Raw genomic sequence first — 20320 nt, 5'->3', positions numbered from 1 at the left:
GCAAAAATAACTGTTTTTTTTTTTGTATGTTTAAGTACTTTTCTTTATGATGTTAAGTGTTTTTAATTGTTGTGTAAGCGTGATTGGCTGCTGTGGTAAGTGTTGTAGCTGTTGTGTGGTTGTCTTTTTAAGTATTTATAAGTTTAAAATACTTGTTTTTTGCTTTGGAGGTTGGTTTATAGGTGCATATCTTTAGCGGTTGAAATTCAGGGGGTGTAAAAGCCTGGGTTTGGATTGTCATATTAACAAATGATTAAATGACGAAAAGATGTTTTTTTATATTAAATGTGTATTGTTCGTGCTCGTGTTGAGTATAAGCGGAGAAATATCCGCTCAGGAGAAGCGTGATTCGGTAAGGATCTATTTTCATCAAGGAAAGGTAAATATAGATACATGTTTACTTGACAATGGGAACGAGATGGAGCGGTTTGCTAAAATCTGTTCCGCATTGAACGACTCCGTCCGTCTTATCAGGAAAATTCAAATAATAGGAGGAGCTTCCCCGGAAGGAGGGGGGCTGTTGAATGGAAGGCTGTCTGAAAAACGAGCAGAGGTTTTGTGGCGGTATATATCACCTTATATAAAGATTCCGGTATTGGAGAAGGATTTTCATTTTTCGGGAAGTGACTGGAACGGACTTATAACGATGGTGAGAGCGGATGTGAATGTTCCGGAGAGGGAGGATGTCCTTCGTTTGTTGGAGAAGATCGTCCGTTTGGAAAACCAGGACAGCCCTTATTTGGGGGGAGAACTGAAAAGACTGAAAGGGGGGAGGCCATACTCATATTTGTATAAATTCCATTTTCCGAAACTTCGTTCGTCGATGGTGAAAATATGCTATGATAGTGATCCGATAAATCCCGTCAGAGATACGGTATATATACATACACGTGATACGTTGTGCATCCGTGATACCGTTACCGTCATAGCTCCGGTAAAGAAACGGCCGTTTTGCATGGCGGTGAAAACAAACTTGCTTTATGACGCTGTTTTGATACCTGACATCGGGGTTGAGTTCTGTTTGGGGAAGAACTGGTCTGTGGCCGGGAATTGGATGTATGCCTGGTGGAAAAGTGATCGGAAGCATAACTACTGGCGTATCTATGGGGGAGATGTGGAGTTGCGCCGCTGGTTCGGTCGGAGAGCGGTGGAAAAACCGTTTTCCGGGCATCATGTCGGATTGTACGGGCAGATCGTCACCTATGATTTCGAATTGGGTGGGAAAGGTTACTTGGGGGATAAATGGAGTTACGGGGGAGGCGTGGCTTACGGCTACTCGTTACCTGTGGGACATCGGTTCAATGTGGATTTCACGTTGGGAATCGGCTACCTTGGAGGATTGTACAAGGAGTACATCCCTTTGGACGGTCACTATGTATGGCAGACCACTAAAAAACGCCGCTGGTTCGGCCCGACCAAGGCGGGTATCTCTTTGGTGTGGTTGATCGGGCGGGGGAATTATAGCCGGAAGAAAGGAGGCAGGCAGTGATACTGATACGCTTTAGTCTGGTGTTCATATTTTTATGGATGGGACTGACGGCTTGTGAGCATAAGGATTTATGTTACGATCATCCGCACTTTGCCACGGTGCGGGTAGTATTCGACTGGACCAAGATTTCCAATCATGACAAGCCTGAAGGCATGAGGGTCGTATTTTATCCGACCGATGATGAAAGCAACACGTGGATATTTGATTTCCCCGGAGGAGAGGATGGGGAAGTGGAGCTCCCCGAGAATGATTACCGGGTAATTTGCTTCAACTACGATACCGACGGGATGGTTTGGAAAGAAAACGGCAGTTACACGCTTTTTACTGCCGATACGCGTGATGTTCGGTCGCCGGATAACCGGACAATGGCCGTCACCCCACCCTGGCTGTGTGGCGACCATATAGACAGAGTTATCCTCAAGGACATTCCGGAAGGAAGCACGAAGATAATACGGCTAACTCCCGTAAACATGGTATGTCACTACACGTATGAGGTGAACGGAATTCGGGGACTGGACAGGGTGGCGGATTTGCGGGCCGCTCTTTCCGGCATGTCCGGCTCGCTTAACATGTCCGGCGACAGTTTGCCCGCCGGTCTTTCGGAGAGCCTGCTCTTTGATGGAATGGTTTCACGGAATCAGATTATAGGCGGATTCTATACGTTTGGACATTCCGCACTTGAAGGAGAGCCCAATGTTTTCCGGCTGTATCTCAAGAACCGTTCAGGCAGCATGTCTGTATTGGAACAGGACGTGAGCGACCAAGTGCATGATGTCCCGGTAGCGGGGCATATCGGTGATGTGCATCTGGTGTTGAATTTTGATTATGAGGTACCATCCGAGCCGGGAAATGGCGGTCCGGGATTTGATGTGGACGTTGATGATTGGGATGATGTGAATGTGGATATAGTGTTGTAAACGGATATTTGAGTTTTCAGTGCGGATTGGATGCCGGGTAAACGCTATGTCAACTATTAAGTAATTGAGTTTATTAATTATATGTATCAATTTGATTTGTTTTTATTTATGAAAAAAAGTACAGTAATGCTTTGGGCAATCTTTGGAGCGCTACTCATGGGTTGCTCAGACGAGGAGATTGCGAATGTGGAAACCTCCTCGCGGAATGCGATTGGTTTTAACGTGTTAAGTAATGCGGCGGAAACGAGGGCTACCCCTACTACCCCCTCCAACTTGACGAGCACCGATTTCGACGTGTTCGCTTTTACGGCGGATGGTACTGCCTTCATGGGAAAGGTCGACACGGAATATGGACATGACGGAGTGAATATCGTGTACAAAGATAATAAGTGGGATTATAAAAATGCGAACGACCTTCGTTATTGGCCTTCCGAGGCTTTGGACTTTTACGCGTTCAATCCCGGAACGGTTAGTGAAGACATGTTGGCGTTTTATAGGTGGGAAGCCTCCGGGACTTCTCAAAAGATAAGTTATACCTGCATCGATGAGTATGGAGCCGGTACTCATGCAAACTACGACGTGATGTATGCCATAGCCAAAGGCCAGACAAAAGACTCAAACAACGGAAAAGTGAAATTTAAATTCAAACATATTCTGTCTCAGGTCGTATTCAAAGCAAAGACCCAATACGCTAACATGCGGGTGGACATCCGTGACATCAAGATTCATAATATCAGATTTTCCGGCGTCTTCACATTGCCTGCGGCAGCCGATGGAACGGGAAGTTGGAGTTCGCCTGATTTAACATTTCCACACGCATTTACCGTAGTGAAAGACAAATCCATCACGGTCGAAGGTAATACCACAGCTACCGATATTTCCACAAGTTCTCCTATGCTGAATATACCACAGGAGCTGACTGCTTGGACTGTTTCCGGAGCCAGCAAAACCAAGAAGGGTGCCGACGATGCGAAGCAATGTTATCTGGAGATCTCCTGCAAAATCCAGCAGTCCGGAGTTTATCTGTTGGGTTCAGCAAGTGAATACAAAATAATTTATGTTCCGTTCGGAGTTATATGGGAACCGGGCAAGCGTCATATCTACACGTTGATTTTCGGTGGTGGTTATACTGATCAGGGAAAGGCTGTGTTGAATCCGATCCAGTTTGATGCAGAGACAACAGGCTGGGTTGATGCAGATAATAAAGACGTAAACGTCAAACCTTAATCCAAACGTTTATTAATATCGTACCCGTTGGCAGGTTAAACATACGCAAGATTAACCCTGCCAACGGGTTTTTTATTGCTTTTATCATCTGTAATTTATGTGTAGGGTTGCTTTTTGCGTACCTTTTTCCTGGAGAATTTCTTTTGTGGAGTGTTTGCCCTGTATATTCCCGATACGCTGTTATAGCAGGGAACTGTTTTTATCCAAGTAGTCAGATATAGCCTCTTGCAATACCGATTTTAGCGAATCGCCTTTGCGGATCGCGATCAGCTTTAAGTTCTGGTGATAGGTTTCGTCCATGACAAAATTACAATGCACGGTTTTCGCTTTCTTCGGCTTTTGAGCCTCTTTTTGCCCGGCCGTGGATTGGATCAGGCTGTCTAATCCCCCGGTCAGCCCGGCCGACATACTGTTTTTTAAATCGTTCTTCTTTGCCATATGGTTACTTTATTTCTGTTAGCAGTTCGTTACATACCTTTTCGTAGTCCTCTGCCCCGGCAGATTTGGGGGCATAGTGAAAAATATCCTGCCCTTGTGTCGGGGCTTCGGCCAGCGTAATGGCGTTGCGTATATGGGTGCTGAACACTTTGCCCTGGAATGTTTCCTGTACCAGTTCCGAAACGCTCTTGTTCAGGTTCTTTCTTCCGTCGTACTGGGTTATCAGAACCCCGGCTATCGAAAGATCCGAGTTCAAACGTTGCTGCACCTTGTGGACGACCTGCATAAGTTTGGCCATTCCACGCATTGCCAGGAATTGAGCCTGAACCGGGATAATCAACCGATCCGAGGCCGTCAGTGCGTTAAGCGTGAGCAGCGACAGCGAGGGGGGACAGTCGATCAGGATATAATCGAATTTCTCCTTTTGGCCCTTGATAAGGTGGGCTAAGATAAGCTCCCGTCCGGCCTCGTTGATTAACTCCGTTTCAACGGCCGAGAGATCCAGGCAGGAGGGAACGACGCTAAGACCGTCCTTATGCTCGTAGATCGGCAGGTCGTATTCGCCTTTCATCGCGCCGTAGATCGTTTGGGGAAGCTCCGCGGAGAAGCCCAGCGATTCGGTCAGGTTGGCCTGCCCGTCAAGGTCGATCAAAAGAACCTTGTACCCTTTTTGACGTAACGCGCCGCCCAGGTTGATCGTGGTTGTGGTCTTTCCTACTCCCCCCTTGTGATTCAATACGGAGATTACTTTTGCTTTGCTCATAAATTCAGTTTTTTAAATGGTTGTCATGTCCGCAAATATAGTTAAAATACTAATATACTAAAATACTAAAAGTAGTATTTCTCGTTTTTTGCGTGTTTTTTGTACCGATCGGGGAAGCGTACCGAAATAAATCCTGTTTCCGTCTTTCGGTACGTTTTGTTTCTGTACCGGAATTAATCAAAGATTAGAATAACCATAAATGTTTTTATACGCTAATCATACGTATGTATATATGTATATATTTGTTTTTGAGTATCTTTGTGTGCTATAAATAAAAAATAAAAGACATGAGCACTTATTCGTATAAAAATCCGAAGTTTATAAATTCCCCTAAAGGGGTGGTTGAAGTTGTAGAAGTGATTTATGACGGCAAAGATGATCCGGCCTATTCACTGGCTATTATTAAATGGGAAAATACCTATAAATTAGGTATCCGTTGGAACATCGCTTATAGTGAATGGGACGATTACCGCAAACAGAACGGGCAAGATGAATGTATAGGTAATCCACAGTCGAGAGGTATTCCCACCTGGTTTGTTTTGCCCGATGATATGATGTTTAGTGAGAAGTTCAGCGGTGCGATGCAGAGGCTTGATGAATTAAGAAAAGGTAAATAAGTAATGGAACAGGGAGAAATCATATTATACCAGCCGGATGAAGCGGTCAGGTTGGAAGTGAGGCTGGAAGATGAAACCGTTTGGCTGACACAAGAACAAATAGCCGACTTGTTCGGGACTAAAAGGCCAGCTATTACCAAACATTTGAACAACATTTACAAAAGCGGCGAACTTGATATAGATAGCACATGTTCCATTTTGGAACATATGGGTAATGACGGCAAACAGAGATATACTACTAAATATTATAATCTTGATGCGATTCTGTCAATAGGATATCGGGTTAATAGCAAGAACGCAACCCTTTTTAGGAAATGGGCGAATAGTGTATTAAAGGATTATCTTTTAAAGGGGTATTCCATTAATAAACGTTTGTCAGAACTTGAAAGGACTGTCGCTCAACATACCGAGAAGATAGATTTTTTCGTGCGTACTGCCTTGCCCCCGGTCGAAGGCATTTTTTATAACGGCCAGATTTTCGATGCGTACAAGTTCGCCACCGATCTGGTAAAGTCGGCCAGGCGTTCGATCGTGCTTATCGACAACTATGTGGACGAAACGGTCTTGCTCATGTTGAGTAAACGCAGCGTCGGTGTCTCGGCCACCATTTACACACAGCGTATCACGCAGCAACTCCAACTTGATCTTGACAGGCATAACAGCCAGTACCCACCTATCGACATCAGGACGTACCGGGACAGTCACGACCGTTTCCTGATCGTTGATGAAACGGACGTGTACCATATCGGAGCCTCGTTAAAGGATCTGGGGAAAAAGATGTTCGCTTTCTCAAAGCTGGATATTCCGGCGGTTGTGATAACTGACCTGTTATAATATCCCTTGTCTTATGAATGTGGTTATCTATTCACGTGTAAGCTCGCAGTCGGCCAGGCAATCGACCGAACGGCAGGTTGTCGATCTGGAGAGGTTCGCAGCCGGACGGGGGTACGAGGTGACGGCGGTCTTTGAGGAAAAGATAAGCGGACGAAAGGCCAATATTGAACGCCCGGTTTTAAGCCGTTGCCTGGAATACTGCACAGATCCGCAGAACCGGGTGGATATGCTGTTGCTGACCGAGATCTCACGCCTGGGGCGTTCCACCCTGGAGATACTAAAGGCACTCGATACGCTGCACACGCATAAAATATGCGTGTATATCCAAAACTTGAACCTGGAAACATTACGGCCGGACAAGACGGTAAACCCCTTGTCCTCTCTGATTACTACCCTATTGGGGGAACTGGCCGCGATCGAACGCCAGGGGATCATTGACCGCCTTAATAGCGGACGGGAGTTGTACATCCAGAAAGGGGGCAGGCTGGGACGGAAGCCGGGAAGCCGGAAAACGGCCGAACAGAGGAAAGAGGAATACCGGGAGGCGATCGCCTTGTTGAAGAAAGGCTACTCGATCCGGAACGTGGCGAAGCTCACGGGAAAAGCCGTTTCGACGATACAACAAGTAAAAAAAGACTTCATTAATAGCTGATTATCGGAACAAATATTGTATTTTTGCAACAAATACGAGTAAATGCGCGAAATTAAAAACGAGTATTTGCACATGTCTAAAAACGAGTATTTGCACGAAAATAATCAGAATCTAAATAAAAACGGTAGTATGGCAACAATGGCGGAGAAAATGGCGGCTTCACTGGAGGAATTAAGAAAGCTCCAGGAGAAAGACCGCTGTGTCGTTCTACAAGGGACGGCCGAGATAGGGAGGACACATTTAACCCGGCTGTTGGATAACGGCTGGTTGCAGGAAGTAATGAAAGGCTGGTATATTGCGGCCAGGCCGGGAACAGAGGGGGATACGACGATCTGGTACACCTCATTCTGGTATTTTATTGCGAAATATGCGGCCGTCCGGCTGGGGGAACGGTGGTGTTTGACGGCCGACCAGTCGCTGGATCTGTATTCGGGGAAAACGACCGTGCCCGTGCAGGTGGTTATCAAGTCGCCGAAAGGCCATAACAACACGCAAAAGCTGATGTATGATACCTCGCTTTTGGTGTTTCAAAGCGAGATTCCGGATCAGGTATATAAAGAGCCGGAATACGGCCTTAATCTCTATCCGCTTGCCGAAGCCCTGGTATATGCCACGCCGAGATATTTCCAGGTGGAGAAGATCGCAGCCCGCACCTGCCTGGCCATGATACGGGACGCTGCCGATATATTAAAGGTACTGACGAAAAACGGGGCTTCGCTTCGTGCCGGAAGAATAGCCGGGGCGTTCCGGAACATCGGGAACAGCGAAATCGCCGACAGCATCGTTTCCACGATGCGGGGGTTCGGGTATGACGTGAGAGAAGAAGATCCGTTCGAGGATCAGCCACGAACGCCCCTTGTTTATGAAGTGTCGCCTTACGTCACACGCTTGCGCCTGATGTGGGAGAACATGAGGGATAAGGTTGTAGAACTGTTTCCCGAAGCCCCTGGAAAGATTGATGACGTGGAGGGGTATTTGAGATCCGTCGATGAAAAGTATTCGGAGGACGCTTATCATTCTCTCTCGATCGAGGGATATAGGGTTTCCCCGGAACTGATCGAGAAAGTGCGTGTCGGGAACTGGAAGCCGGAGGAAGAAGATAAGGAGCATAAAAACGCACTGGTGGCACGTGGGTATTACCAGGCGTTCCAGGCTGTCAGGGGGACGATCTCCGATATACTGAAAGGAAAGAACGCAGGGGAAGCGGTAAGGGCGGATCATCCCCTCTGGTATATGCAGATGTGGATGCCGTTCGTTACGGTGGGGATCTTGCAAAGGGAGGATCTTGTGGGTTATCGTACCGGGCAGGTCTATATACGGGGATCGCAACATATCCCGTTGAACCCGAAAGCGGTCAGGGACGCTATGCCCGTCCTTTTCGATCTCTTGAAGAATGAGCCGCACCCGGCGGTAAGGGCTGTCCTGGGACACTTCTTTTTCGTGTATATTCACCCCTATATGGACGGGAACGGGAGAATGGGACGGTTCGTCTTGAACGCCATGCTTGCGTCTGGAGGCTATAACTGGACGGTTGTTCCGGTGGAGCGTAGAAAAGAATATATGAAAGCGTTGGAAAAGGCCAGCGTGGAGGGGGATATTTCCGAATTTGCCAAAGTGATAGCCTCGCTGGTCAAGTAATGATATTTATAATAATGACAATATGAAATCAACGGAATATATCGAATGGGATAAACTGGAGCAGATCCCGTTCTGCCTTTGCCGGATCGCGGAGGATGAAGAAAACCAGGAAATAGATGTTTATTATCTGGATAAACGGGTTTGCCATGATTACGATCATGTGGGGCATTATTTTCGTACTGCGATAATCATGTTTAGAAGGATCAGGAACATAACGGCCGATTGGGTGAACCTCAGAAACCTTTGGTTGCTAAGGGACTGTATCAGGGAGAATTTTAATCATGGCCTGGAGGTGGACGATCTGATCTTCGGGGAAACATTCGACGGTGAGGATCCGGAAACTATAAAGCCGCTAACCAAAGAACGGCTGTTCAAGATTAAAAAGGTGATTCAGGAAAAAGATCCATACGCTACCGTATAGGGGGGGAGTATATAAAAACAAAACCCTGGAGTTTGTCTTGCGACAGGGACAATAGGGGATTACTACGCGAATATAGGGAGTATATCTCGTTTAATTTGTATTTTCACCATGTCTATCGTCGGATTCTCTTGTTTATTTTTACAACACTAAGATAAGTGAATTCTTCGACATGGCAAAATCCTGAGCCGCTCGGCTCTGCCGCTTGGCTTGTCCAAGAACTTTTTGTTGCTCAGGTACTTAAAAGGTTTAATTTACAATAGTGTTGTGGAATTAAGGTAATAACAATACTATGAAATCGTTATTCATATTACAACTTGTATGTTGCGTCATTACAGCCATGCTGGCATTGCAATTAGCCATGGCAAGTTTGCAGGTGAGATGGAAGGTGTGGCGCTACGAAATATCAAGATGGATTCTCGTTGCATCCATGCTATTCTTCTCCGTCCACTACCTCTTACAGATGCTTCATGGACTCCGTGCACAAGGTACCGATGTGGGCGCAGCATTCAACATATTGTTCTATACCCCAGTGGCATTTGCCATCACTCTCTCCATAATCAACATAGAGAGCACAGGCAGCAAAGTGCGCCGTTATTGTTTACGTAGTATGATGGCATACATACTCATCGCCATAGTTTTCGTCATTGGCATGTTCAAAAATAACAGTTTACACATTGGCAATATGCTCTATGTGATGCTCGGTCTTTTTGTGGCTAGCATGGCATATTTTATTCTTATCATTCGCAAAGAAACAAAAGCCCGAAAGCAGAAGCTCATGGAGAATTTCGGAATCGACTTGATTCCATACGTGCGCTATTCGCAAGCCAGCATCATTCAGCTATACTTTGCTGCTGGACTCCTTCCTGTAGCAATCCTCTTCAATACCTTATTATATATAATAGGTCCCTTGATATTACTCTCTGTCATCTTTTTCGTCCACACTTTCAGTGTACAGCCCCTTATTTTTTTGTATAGCCCGGCCTCCTCTGGCATATTGCCGTTGCTTCCATCTGTAACAAGCAAAATCAGAATCTATATGCGGAACTTTTTGTTCCCGTAGCTGAGAAAGTCCTTCGTGGCGTATTTCACACTGAATGGTCCGTAGTCACCGAGAGCCGAATGCGCAATTTGCTTGTCCGGTTCTGTCACATGCTCGACAGGTTCTCCCGTAGTATCAGTATCCTTGTATGACATAGGCTGCATGTTGGCGATGGCTGACCCGGTAGCCGCCGCACGCAATTTCCTGAACGCATAGGAGAGGATTCCGTCCATCATTGACCAGTACAAGGCGAAGAACGAGGTGCAGGAAAAGGAGGTCCCACAGTTGTAGGAGATAGCCGGGAAGGTATGGAAGAAGGAGGACGAACTGAAACAGTTGAAGTCCGAACTTGCAGCACTCGACCGAAAGATACAGTTGGAGCTTGAGCCGCCTACGCCCGAAGTCGCCGAAAAGGAGAATGACGGACAGGAGGTCAAACCGGATGCGGAAGGTGTACGAAACGTATCTCCACAACACACCGAAGATGTGCCGCAGATACGCAGCCCGGTGAATGAACGCAGTCCGTCTGGCAATTTTATTGCCGACCATATCATCATCGGGCGGCCGGGATTCAACGTCCGTGACGAGTGCAAACCGAAAGGTATAAAAATGTGAACGAGTGTGCGGATATATATGGCAGGATTGGGAACATACCATTCCTTTTCCTGCCTTTTTCCATCAATATGACATAATGGCAAGGATACCATACAACAAGCCCTCGATTATATCAAAATAGGGTGTTGAAAGTAAATCGTCATGGCAAATCCGCCATATATTCAGTATTTTCGCTAATTTTGCATTCAAAATAGTTAGGCATAATAAAATGGAACCATCTATATACAGTTATTCACTTTGTATTGCGCTACCGTTGATGTTGTTCTTCGGCTTTTATTTTTTGTTGGCTCCAACCCCGGAAAAAGCCATTTTCAATAATTATCTGCGTTCCCGGCGAATTATGGGGGTAGCCATACTGTTACTTGCCGCCAACTATTCGGTACATTTCTTTTTGGGAATCAGGTTCAAGAATACCGATGCCGCCATCCTGATGAACCTGTCCACCTATTTTTTGTGCTACTGGTTGTTCAGTTCGGCCCTCACCACTCTGCTTGACCGCTTTTATATCACCAAATGTCGGTTACGGACGCATATCTGTCTATGGATACTGTTTTCCATCCTTTCCGGCATCGTTCTGCTGTTGTTACCAAAAGGTGGTTTACAGACAACGGTGATGTTTGCCTTGGCCGCATGGTTGGTTATCTATGGGCTGTTCCTGACCCGTAGGCTTCTCCGGGCCTATCACAGGGTCATCCGCATTTTCGATGACACCCGTGCGGACGACATCGGTGCCTATATCAAATGGCTTTCCATTTTCACCTACTGGGCTGTCACATTCGGGGTGGGATGCGGACTGCTGACATTCCTGCCTGATGAATACGTCTATATCTGGATTCTGTCATCGGTACCGTTCTACATTTATCTCTTCCTTTGCTATCTGAACTATCTGCTGTTTTACGAACAGGTGGAAAACGCGATGGAAGATGGCATGACTTCTGAAGAGGAAGACCTGTGTGACACCACAAACCGGGAACAGGCACAGAGGCAGGATACTCCTTTTTTCCATGCCGAAATGGCGAAAAAAATCAAAGGTTGGATCGATGCGGACGGTTATATCCGGCCCGGCCTTACCATAAAGGAGCTTTCAGATGTGCTTCATACCAACCGCACCTACCTGTCCGGGTACATCAAAACTACGTATGACATGTCGTTCCGCGATTGGATTACCGGACTTCGTATAGAATATGCGAAACGTCTGCTTGCGCGATATCCGAGGTTGACGATAGCCGACATCTCCGAGAAATCCGGTTTTTTGTCACCAAGCCATTTTATAAGGCTGTTCAAGGAAAATGCGGGCTGTACCCCTGTCAAATGGAGGAAAACAGAGGCGGAATAATACGGTGTGTTATGGATGGAGGAATAGCCCAAACGACAAAAAATAGCCTAAACTACAAAACTAAAATGTTCTAAACCACAAAGATGTGCGATTCTGACAATTGAGACATTTTTTATAGGCAAGAATCGGGCTGAATTTAAATCTTTTCGCTTATTTTGTATGTTAAGTCTGGATTGGAAATTTAAAAAGCATATAAAAAATGAGCAAAAGAATCCTATTCTTCATTTTGTTTTCGTGGCTGGCATCGGCAGCTTTTCCGGCTTTTGCGCAGCAGAAAACAGACACAGTTTACACCTTCCGCTTCGTTCCGCAGAAGGACATGTTCTACGTGCCTTGGAATGGCAATGACACGGAACTTGCCCGCCTGTTGGAATGTATCGAAAACAACAAAACCACAATTCTTGACGGCAAGCTGCCGCTACTGGTTGACGGATACTGTAATTCACTGGGCAGTGAAGCCGAGAACCTTGCCACGGCGAAGATCCGTGCCAACCGTGTGAAATCCGAACTGATTATCCGTGCGGAAATAAAAGAGGAGAATTTCATTACCCGCAACCATGCGACTGAGGGTGATTTTGTCACCGTGCGCCTGACGGTACCGGTCAAGGAAACAGCCGTGACGGATGCGGAAGCGGAAGCACGACGCAAGGCGGAAGCCGAACGACTGGAAGCCGAGAAGCGTGCCGAACAGGAACGGCTTGCCGAAGAGCAGCGCAAGGCGGAAGAAGCCCGACTTGCCGCTGAAAAGGCAGAAGCCGAGAAAGCCGCTCAACAAAATACACTTGCCGACACGCCGTCGGAAACCAAAATCACAACTGATTATCATCTCTCCCTGCGTGCCAACCTGCTGCGCTGGGCTACCCTGACACCCGACCTTGGCGTGGAATGGCGCATCTGCCCATCGTGGGGCATTGCCGTAAACGGCTCGTGGACTTCATGGACGTGGAGCGACAAGGACCGCCGCTATGCACTCTGGGAAGTGGCTCCGGAAGTGCGTTACTATATGGGTGAGAAGAAAGCCTGGTATCTGGGCGCGCTGTTCAAGGCCGGACAGTTCAACTACAAGCTCTCCGAAACAGGCAAACAGGGCGACCTGATGGGTGGCGGCATCACCGCCGGCCACCAGCTGCGGCTGAACAAGGCACTGGCTCTTGATTTCAACCTCGGTCTGGGCTACCTGAATGCCGACTATGAGAAATATGAGGTCATCGACGGCGTGCGTGTACGCCACGGCAACGAGACAAAAGATTGGTGGGGCCCCATCAATGCCGGTGTGACATTGGTATGGAAGTTATTCTAACACGGAGGAATAGAATATGAAAGCAAAACAATATATAAATATGATGGGAATGGCAGCCGCCGTGCTGCTCTCTTCCTGCGTGAAGGACACGCTTTATGACACGCCGCACCCCGACTACGGGAAGATTGCGGTAACAGCCGACTGGTCGGCCCGCGGTGAGGGTATCGACATACCTGCCACATGGACGGTCACCATGGGCGACTATACGGGTACGGAGACTTCCGCCACCCATGCCCCCGACCATCTGTTTGCTCCGGGCAGCTACACCCTTGCGGTGTGGAACCCGGCTGAAGGAATCACGGTGAACGGCACCACAGCCACCATTGCCGCAGCCACGGGAACCCGGGCAGGCACGGATACCTTTGTGAACAATGCCCCGGGATGGTTCTTCACCTATACGGAACAGGTGACCATCGGGAAAGACAAGGACTATCCGCTGACCGCCGCAATGAAGCAGCAGGTACGCGAACTGACGCTTGTCGTCGAACCTACTGGTGATGCCGCCGGACGCATCACGGAGATTGTTGCCCATCTGACGGGTGCAGCCCGAACACTCGACTTCGCTACCGATACCTACGGAGCCGCTTCGAACGTCGTGCTGCCCTTCACCAAGATTACCGAAGGTGACGATGCCGGCAAGTGGAAAGCCACGGTGCGGCTGTTGGGTGTGACCGGCACGGAACAACTGCTGACGGGTGAAATCCGCTATGCGGACGGCAACCCGACCCCCACGATGCTGAAAAGCGACCTCACGGAAGCCCTCAAGGAGTTCAACACCGGAAAGGGCGCATCGCTGACCCTCGGCGGAACGCTGGTTGAGACTCCCGAAGGCATGGAAGTGGACGGAGCCGAAATCAACGGCTGGGAAGAAGTGAAAGGTGATGATGTAAATGCCGATTTGTAACTAATATAATGACAGATATAATGAAGACAAGATTTTTTGCACTTGCGACGCTCGTCCTCGCACTGGCAGCCTGCAACAACGACAACGAGAACCTGAACGGTGACCCAGTGGCCGCCCAGTTTACCGCCGACATCGCCCCCGCCACCCGCGCCAGCGGAACCACCTGGACTGGCGGCGACCGTATCGGCATCACCGACATCGGCAACGATTCCCAGTACGGCAACGTGCCTTTCATCCTGAAAAACGGGAAATTTGAGGCAGAAGGAAAGGTTATCTATATCGAAGATACAAAGACCCATACTTTCCGCGCCTACTATCCGTACAACGCGGCGGGAGGCATCCTCACAGCCACGACCGATGCCACGGCGCAGCAGAACCAGCCTGCCATCGACTTCCTCTTTGCCACAGGAGCCACGGGAGACAAAAACAACCCGGTAGTAAGCTTCACCGACAAAACCGCCAAAGGCGGTGAAGACAACTCCTTCCACCACCGCATGAGCCGGATAACCCTTACCTTCGAGGCGGGCGACGGCGTGAATTTCAGCGTGGTCAAGCCTGAACGTTACACGCTGGACGGATTGTTACTCACCGGTACGTTCAACACGGCCGACGGTATTGCCACCGCAGACAACGGGGCACAGACCGGAGAACTGGCCATGAATTTGGCAGACGGCGTTCTCACGTCATCGATCATCCTCTTCCCGCAGACAGTTGCATCCCTGCCGTTGGTTGTGAATTACAAAGGTCAGGAATATCATGCCACACTCACCGTGCCCGAAGGCGCACTGCAGGCGGGCAACAACTATACCTATACCGTCAAGGTACGCAACAAAGTCCTTGAAGTCAGCGAAGCCACCATTGCAAAGTGGAACGATATAGACGGCGGAGAAGTGGGCGCTGACCTGTAGGATTTTAATAATTAATCGATTAGAATGAAGAATTATGAGACATAGATTATTTATCCCCGCAGCCACCGCCCTGCTGCTCGGCCTTGCCGCCTGCACACAGGACGAACTGGCTGACGATAACCGTCTGCCCGAAGGTGAATACCCCGTATTCATCCGTGCCACCGGACTGTCCGTAGAAGCAACGCCGCTGGCAGTCCCTTCCACCCGTGCCGCTGTGGACGGCGACTGGCAGGGCGTCACTTCCGTGGCACTCAAGATGGGCGATGCGGTAAAGGAATACACCGTAACGGCTTCTACCGATTTCAAGAGTGCCACGCTTTCACGCGAGAACGACCCGTACTACTGGACCAGCCGCGACCCGATTACCATATCGGCATGGTGGCCCTTCGACAATGCCGACATCACACAGATGCCTGCCGTGAAGGTGGCAGAAGACCAAAGCAAACTGGCTGACTTCCAAAACAGCGACTTCATCTCTGCTGAGAACCGGAAGGTGGAATTTAACAACCCGACTCTTGAATTTACCCACCGCACGGCACGCGTGGCAATCGAACTGAAGCCCGGTACGGGATTCACAAGCGTGGACGGTGCCACGGTGAGCCTCGTGAGCCTGTCCGCCGATAACGGCAACCCGACCGCCATCAAGACTTACAACGCAAGCGGCAACACCTATGAGGCACTGACCGCCCCGCAGACCGTTGCGGCAGGCAAGCCGTTCGTTAAGGTGGAACTCGGCGGCGGCACCTTCTACTTCCGTCCGCAGAACAACGTCGTATTAGAAGCGGGCAGCCGCTATAAATATACCGTTAAGGTGAACGCCACTGGCTTGACATTAGAGGGTTGCACCATCGGTGATTGGGCTGACGGCGGCGGCGAGAGTGGTGCAGCCGAGTTGGGCTACATCTACGATAGCAACACCAATACCTACACGGTCTATAACGCCGACGGCCTGCTGGCATGGAACGAAGCCGCACAAAAAGACAGATCGATAAATTGCACCCTCACCGCCGACATCGACCTCACGGGCAAAGACTGGTCACCGATAGGCACAAACTTTTATAACTCATACACCGGCACCTTCGACGGCGGGGGCCATACCATCATGGGGCTGACCGTTACGACAAATGACCAATATGTGGGTCTGTTCGGCAGGCTCGGTAAAGCTGGCACGGTGAAGAACGTGGTGATGGATGGCATACAGATAACATGCAATCACAGGTTGGGCTATGCCGGCGGCGTGGCAGGATTTAGCTGGGGAGGCACCATTGAAAACTGCTCGGTGTCGGGCAGCGTCAGCGGCACGATATGCGCCGGCGGTGTGGTGGGTATTCAATGGGAGGCTTCCATCACCGGATGCAGCTCCTCCGCCACAGTGAAGGGAATGGTCCAGGTCGGCGGCGTGGCAGGTGAGACGAATTCGGGTGCCACCATGGCCGCTTGCTATGCCACAGGCAACGTGACCATAGAAATAGACCCCATAAATAATATCCTTGGCGGCGGTCTGGTGGGATTCAACGCAGGAAGCAGCGTCCTTGCCTGCTATGCCACGGGCAACGTAACCAGTACGGGTAGTGGCACTGGCAATGTGCATATCGGCGGCTTTTTGGGAGATAACTACACCACCGTGACCGCCGGCTATTGGAAGAACAATCATGAACAAGGCATCGGCTATAATAAGGAAGGCATCGTCCCCGAAGCCACGAAGGTGGACGGCACTGGCGTTACCTGGCAGAACGCCGTTGATGCCATGAACACCGCCTTGCAGAACGCAGGCTCAGAGTGGCGTTACGAACTTAACGGAGCATTGCCCACCTTGAGGAAGCAGTAAACCGTCGGGCGGAAAAAGTTCTGCCCGCAACGGAAAGAACCAGAGTAATAAAACAACAGATATTATGAGGATAAGATTTTTTGCACTTGCAGCGCTCGCCCTCTCACTCGCCGCCTGCACGCAGGACGAAGCGGGCTTTCTGCCGGAAGGGGCGGAAGGCACACCCATCGTCTTCACCGCCACGGGGCTGAATCCCGCCGCGAAAGCCATCGCCGGCACCCGTGCCCCCGCGGATGGCAATTGGGAGGGTGTGCAGAGCGTGGCAGTGCTGATGGACGGCATGGTGAAGACGTACGACGTGACGCCCTCCACCGCCGACCCCACCAGCGCCACGCTGACCTCCACCGACCCGTACTACTGGACCAACCACAACGACATCACCGTCACAGCGTGGTGGCCCTACACCGAGGGCGAGACAACCCCTTCTGCTGTGAAGGTAAAAGCCAACCAAAGTGCCCGGAAAGACTTCGAGGGCAGCGACCTCATCGTAGCCGACGGACAGACGGTGACCTATGGTAGCCCCACGCTCCGCTTCACCCACCGCACGGCGCGGGTGACCGTCGTTCTGACGGACTACACCGAGGGGCTGGCATCCGTGCAGCTGACGGGTCTCTCCACCGAGAATGACAATCCAGATAAAATCACCCCGTATGACAAGGGCAGCAACACCTACATCGCCCTCGTAGCCCCGCAAAGTGTGGCAGCTGGCAGGACCTTCATTACGTGCACCTTCACTAACGGCAAAACCTTCGTTTATAAGATGAAGAATGCTACCGACTGGCAGGCGGGCGGTGAATATACCTACACCGTCTCCCTCGCTGCGGCAAAAGACCTGGGCTATACCATAGAGAGCGACGGCAGCTACACCGTGACCTCCGCCGATGGCCTGATGAATGTAGCCGAATTAGTGAACGGAGGTAAGACCGACATTAACATTACCCTCGACAAAAACATTGATCTGACGGGCAAAGGCTGGACGCCGATAGGCACAAGCTTCGATAACTCATACAAAGGCACTTTCGACGGCGGCGGCCATACCATCACGGGGTTGACCGTTACGACAAATGACCAATTTGTGGGTCTGTTCGGCTATCTCAATAGAGCTGGTATGGTGAAGAACGTGGTGATGGAAGGCATACAGATAACAAGCAATCACATGTTTGGCTGTACTGGCGGCGTGGTAGGATATAGCTGGGGCACCATTGAAAACTGCTCGGTGTCGGGTAGCGTCAGCGGCACAGATTGTGTCGGCGGTGTGGTGGGTTCACAAAAGGCCGGTTCCATCATCGGATGCAGCTCCTCTGCCACTGTGAAGGGAAAGCACTATGTCGGCGGTGTGGCAGGAGAAAAATGGGGCACCATGACAGCTTGCTATGCCACAGGCAACGTGACCTTAGAAATAGCTTCCCAAAAGAATAACTTTGGCGGCGGTGTAGTGGGATTAAACGGAGGAAGCCGCGTCCTTGCCTGCTATGCCACGGGCAACGTAACCAGTACGGGTAGCAGCACCGGCAATGTGCATATCGGCGGCTTGTTTGGAGATAGCTACACCACCGTGACCGCCTGCTATTGGAAGAACAATCAGGAACGAGGCTATAAGACCGCCCCCGAATCCACGAAGGTGGACGGCACTTACGTTACCTGGCAGAAAGCCGTCGATGCCATGAACACCGCCTTGCAGAACGCAGGCTCAGAGTGGCGTTACGAACTTAATGGAGCATTGCCTACCTTGAGGAAGCAGTAAACCGTCGGGCGGAAAAAGTTCCGCCCGCAACGGAAAGAACCGAAGTAATAAAATAACAGATATAGTGAAGACAAAAATTTTAGCACTTGCAGCGCTCGTCCTCTCACTGGCAGCCTGTACGCAGGACGAACTGGCAGACAATAACCGTCTGCCCGAAGGTGAATACCCCGTACTCATCCGTGCCACCGGATTGTCCGTAGAGGCAACGCCGCAGGCAGCCCCTTCCACCCGGGCCACCGTGGACGGCGACTGGCAGGGTGTCACTTCCGTGGCACTCAAGTTGGGTGATGCGGTAAAGGAATACACCGTAACGGCTTCTACCGATTTCAAAAGTGCCACACTCTCACGCGAGAACGACCCGCACTACTGGACAAGCCGCGACCCGATTACCGTATCGGCATGGTGGCCCTTCGATAATGCCGACATCACCCAGATGCCTGCAGTGAAGGTGGCTGAAGACCAGAGCCAATTGGCTGACTTTCAGAACAGCGACTTCATCTCCGCTGAAAACAAGACGGTGAAATTTGACGACCCGACACTTGGATTTACCCACCGCACGGCACGCGTGACAATCGAGCTGAAGCCCGGCACGGGATTCACGAGCGTCGCCGGTGCCACGGTGAGCCTCGTGAGCCTGTCCGCCGATAACGGCAACCCGACCGCCATCAAGACTTACAACGCAAGCGGCAACACCTATGAGGCACTGACCGCCCCGCAGACCGTTGCGGCAGGCAAGCAGTTCATCCGGGTGGAACTCGGCGGCGGCACCTTCTACTTCTGCCCGCAGAACAACGTCGTATTAGAAGCGGGTAGCCGCTATATCTACACCGTCAAGGTGAACGCCACCGGCTTGACGTTAGAGGGTTGCACTATCGGTGAATGGGCTGACGGCGGCGGCGAGAGCGGCACAGCCGAGGATTTGGGCTACATCTACGACAGCAACACCAAGACCTACACGGTCTATAACGCCGACGGCCTGCTGGCATGGAACGAAGCCTCACAAAAAGATGAATCGATAAATTGCACCCTCGCCGCTGACATCGACCTGACGGGTAAGGAATGGACACGGTCAGGCATATTTACATTCTACTCCGGCGTCTTTAATGGGCAGGGACACCGCATTACAGGATTTAACTCTTCAGCAATGAATAATACTGGATTTTTGGGTTCACTCTTAAGTGAACGTGGAGTGATAAAGAACCTACAACTCATAGATGTGAATCTGTATGGCAGTAGTGGAAATACTGCTGGAATAGTGGGCCGAAATCATGGCCAAATCATTGCCTGCTCTGTGACGGGAAAAATTTCTGCATCATATGGTGGAACTTGTGGTATAGCCGAATCAAATTATGGCGATATCATCGCTTGCTGGTTCGACGGCACATTGAAAGAGTCTAACAATGGAGCTATAGTGCGTTATAACTACGCTGATATAACTTCCTGTTATTGGGGAGGCAATGCCGGGCAAGGAGTATTCCGTATTGAAGGAGGAACGGTAGATGCCACGAAGGTGGACGGCGCGACCGTGAAATGGCAGACAGCCGTCGACGGCATGAACACCGCCCTCACCGCTGGCGACTACCAGTGGATACTCGGCACCGACGGTCTGCCCGTATTACAAAAGAGACAATAACGAACCCTAAACGACAC

General features: G+C 50.0%; 18 protein-coding genes and 1 pseudogene. 17 read left to right on the top strand and 2 right to left on the bottom strand.

Annotated features, from left to right (window positions below; genetic code table 11):
• Nucleotides 1-268: 268 nt before the first annotated feature.
• The 3 genes from ODOSP_RS08495 (at nucleotide 269) to ODOSP_RS08485 (ending at nucleotide 3633) form a co-directional block, all read left to right on the top strand.
• Nucleotides 269-1489, top strand: coding sequence for a DUF3575 domain-containing protein (locus tag ODOSP_RS08495; RefSeq protein ID WP_013611927.1), 1221 nt, complete (start codon nucleotides 269-271; stop codon nucleotides 1487-1489).
• A complete protein-coding gene (locus ODOSP_RS08490; RefSeq protein ID WP_013611926.1) occupies nucleotides 1486-2406 on the top strand; it encodes a DUF5119 domain-containing protein in 921 nt (306 codons plus the stop codon). Before ODOSP_RS08495 ends, ODOSP_RS08490 begins: the two co-directional genes overlap by 4 nt.
• 108 nt (nucleotides 2407-2514) lie before the next feature.
• Nucleotides 2515-3633, top strand: coding sequence for a fimbrillin family protein (locus ODOSP_RS08485; RefSeq protein ID WP_176350407.1), 1119 nt, complete (start codon nucleotides 2515-2517; stop codon nucleotides 3631-3633).
• 180 nt (nucleotides 3634-3813) lie between these two features.
• On the opposite strand, the gene ODOSP_RS08480 is transcribed toward ODOSP_RS08485, so the two are convergent.
• Both ODOSP_RS08480 and ODOSP_RS08475 read right to left on the bottom strand, forming a co-directional pair.
• The gene (locus ODOSP_RS08480) at nucleotides 3814-4071 is read right to left on the bottom strand and encodes a hypothetical protein (protein ID WP_005648607.1); all 258 of its coding nucleotides are present in this window, start codon (nucleotides 4069-4071) and stop codon (nucleotides 3814-3816) included.
• Nucleotides 4072-4075: 4 nt separating this feature from the next.
• On the bottom strand, nucleotides 4076-4834 hold the full coding sequence (locus ODOSP_RS08475; RefSeq protein ID WP_005868802.1) for a ParA family protein: 759 nt from the start codon (nucleotides 4832-4834) through the stop codon (nucleotides 4076-4078).
• Between the two features lie 287 nt (nucleotides 4835-5121).
• Here ODOSP_RS08475 and ODOSP_RS08470 point away from each other — a divergent pair, with 287 nt between their 5' ends.
• The 14 genes and pseudogenes from ODOSP_RS08470 (at nucleotide 5122) to ODOSP_RS08400 (ending at nucleotide 20303) form a co-directional block, all read left to right on the top strand.
• A complete protein-coding gene (locus ODOSP_RS08470) occupies nucleotides 5122-5451 on the top strand; it encodes a hypothetical protein (RefSeq protein WP_005868799.1) in 330 nt (109 codons plus the stop codon).
• A gap of 3 nt (nucleotides 5452-5454) precedes the next feature.
• Nucleotides 5455-6285, top strand: a complete 831-nt coding sequence (locus ODOSP_RS08465) for a virulence RhuM family protein (RefSeq protein WP_013611924.1) — start codon at nucleotides 5455-5457, stop codon at nucleotides 6283-6285.
• A 13-nt stretch (nucleotides 6286-6298) separates the two neighbouring features.
• Nucleotides 6299-6937, top strand: a complete 639-nt coding sequence (locus tag ODOSP_RS08460) for a recombinase family protein (protein WP_005648594.1) — start codon at nucleotides 6299-6301, stop codon at nucleotides 6935-6937.
• A gap of 129 nt (nucleotides 6938-7066) precedes the next feature.
• The gene (locus ODOSP_RS08455; RefSeq protein ID WP_041557283.1) at nucleotides 7067-8575 is read left to right on the top strand and encodes a Fic family protein; all 1509 of its coding nucleotides are present in this window, start codon (nucleotides 7067-7069) and stop codon (nucleotides 8573-8575) included.
• Nucleotides 8576-8597: 22 nt separating this feature from the next.
• Nucleotides 8598-8996, top strand: a complete 399-nt coding sequence (locus ODOSP_RS08450; protein WP_013611922.1) for a hypothetical protein — start codon at nucleotides 8598-8600, stop codon at nucleotides 8994-8996.
• A gap of 289 nt (nucleotides 8997-9285) precedes the next feature.
• Nucleotides 9286-10056 carry a hypothetical protein gene (locus tag ODOSP_RS08445; RefSeq protein ID WP_013611921.1) on the top strand — a complete coding sequence of 257 codons (771 nt, stop codon included), beginning with the start codon at nucleotides 9286-9288 and terminating at the stop codon, nucleotides 10054-10056.
• 144 nt (nucleotides 10057-10200) lie between these two features.
• Nucleotides 10201-10650, top strand: a pseudogene (locus tag ODOSP_RS20215) (hypothetical protein); the annotation flags it as partial.
• A gap of 208 nt (nucleotides 10651-10858) precedes the next feature.
• Nucleotides 10859-11986, top strand: coding sequence for a helix-turn-helix domain-containing protein (locus ODOSP_RS08430; protein WP_013611920.1), 1128 nt, complete (start codon nucleotides 10859-10861; stop codon nucleotides 11984-11986).
• Nucleotides 11987-12185: 199 nt separating this feature from the next.
• Nucleotides 12186-13286 carry a DUF3575 domain-containing protein gene (locus ODOSP_RS08425; RefSeq protein WP_013611919.1) on the top strand — a complete coding sequence of 367 codons (1101 nt, stop codon included), beginning with the start codon at nucleotides 12186-12188 and terminating at the stop codon, nucleotides 13284-13286.
• Nucleotides 13287-13302: 16 nt separating this feature from the next.
• On the top strand, nucleotides 13303-14190 hold the full coding sequence (locus ODOSP_RS08420; RefSeq protein ID WP_013611918.1) for a FimB/Mfa2 family fimbrial subunit: 888 nt from the start codon (nucleotides 13303-13305) through the stop codon (nucleotides 14188-14190).
• Nucleotides 14191-14210: 20 nt separating this feature from the next.
• A complete protein-coding gene (locus tag ODOSP_RS08415) occupies nucleotides 14211-15098 on the top strand; it encodes a fimbrillin family protein (RefSeq protein WP_013611917.1) in 888 nt (295 codons plus the stop codon).
• Nucleotides 15099-15132: 34 nt separating this feature from the next.
• Entirely contained in the window at nucleotides 15133-16926 is a 1794-nt protein-coding gene (locus tag ODOSP_RS08410) for a fimbrillin family protein (protein ID WP_013611916.1), read from the top strand.
• Between the two features lie 64 nt (nucleotides 16927-16990).
• Entirely contained in the window at nucleotides 16991-18670 is a 1680-nt protein-coding gene (locus tag ODOSP_RS08405; RefSeq protein ID WP_004309727.1) for a fimbrillin family protein, read from the top strand.
• A gap of 64 nt (nucleotides 18671-18734) precedes the next feature.
• Entirely contained in the window at nucleotides 18735-20303 is a 1569-nt protein-coding gene (locus ODOSP_RS08400; RefSeq protein ID WP_013611915.1) for a fimbrillin family protein, read from the top strand.
• The last annotated feature ends 17 nt before the right edge of the window (nucleotides 20304-20320 follow it).

Origin of the sequence: Odoribacter splanchnicus DSM 20712 (assembly GCF_000190535.1) — a bacterium.
In the GTDB taxonomy this organism is placed as follows: Bacteria; Bacteroidota; Bacteroidia; order Bacteroidales; family Marinifilaceae; genus Odoribacter; species Odoribacter splanchnicus.
Note: the sequence above shows the minus strand (reverse complement) of the source record. Positions and strands in the feature narration are given on the sequence as shown.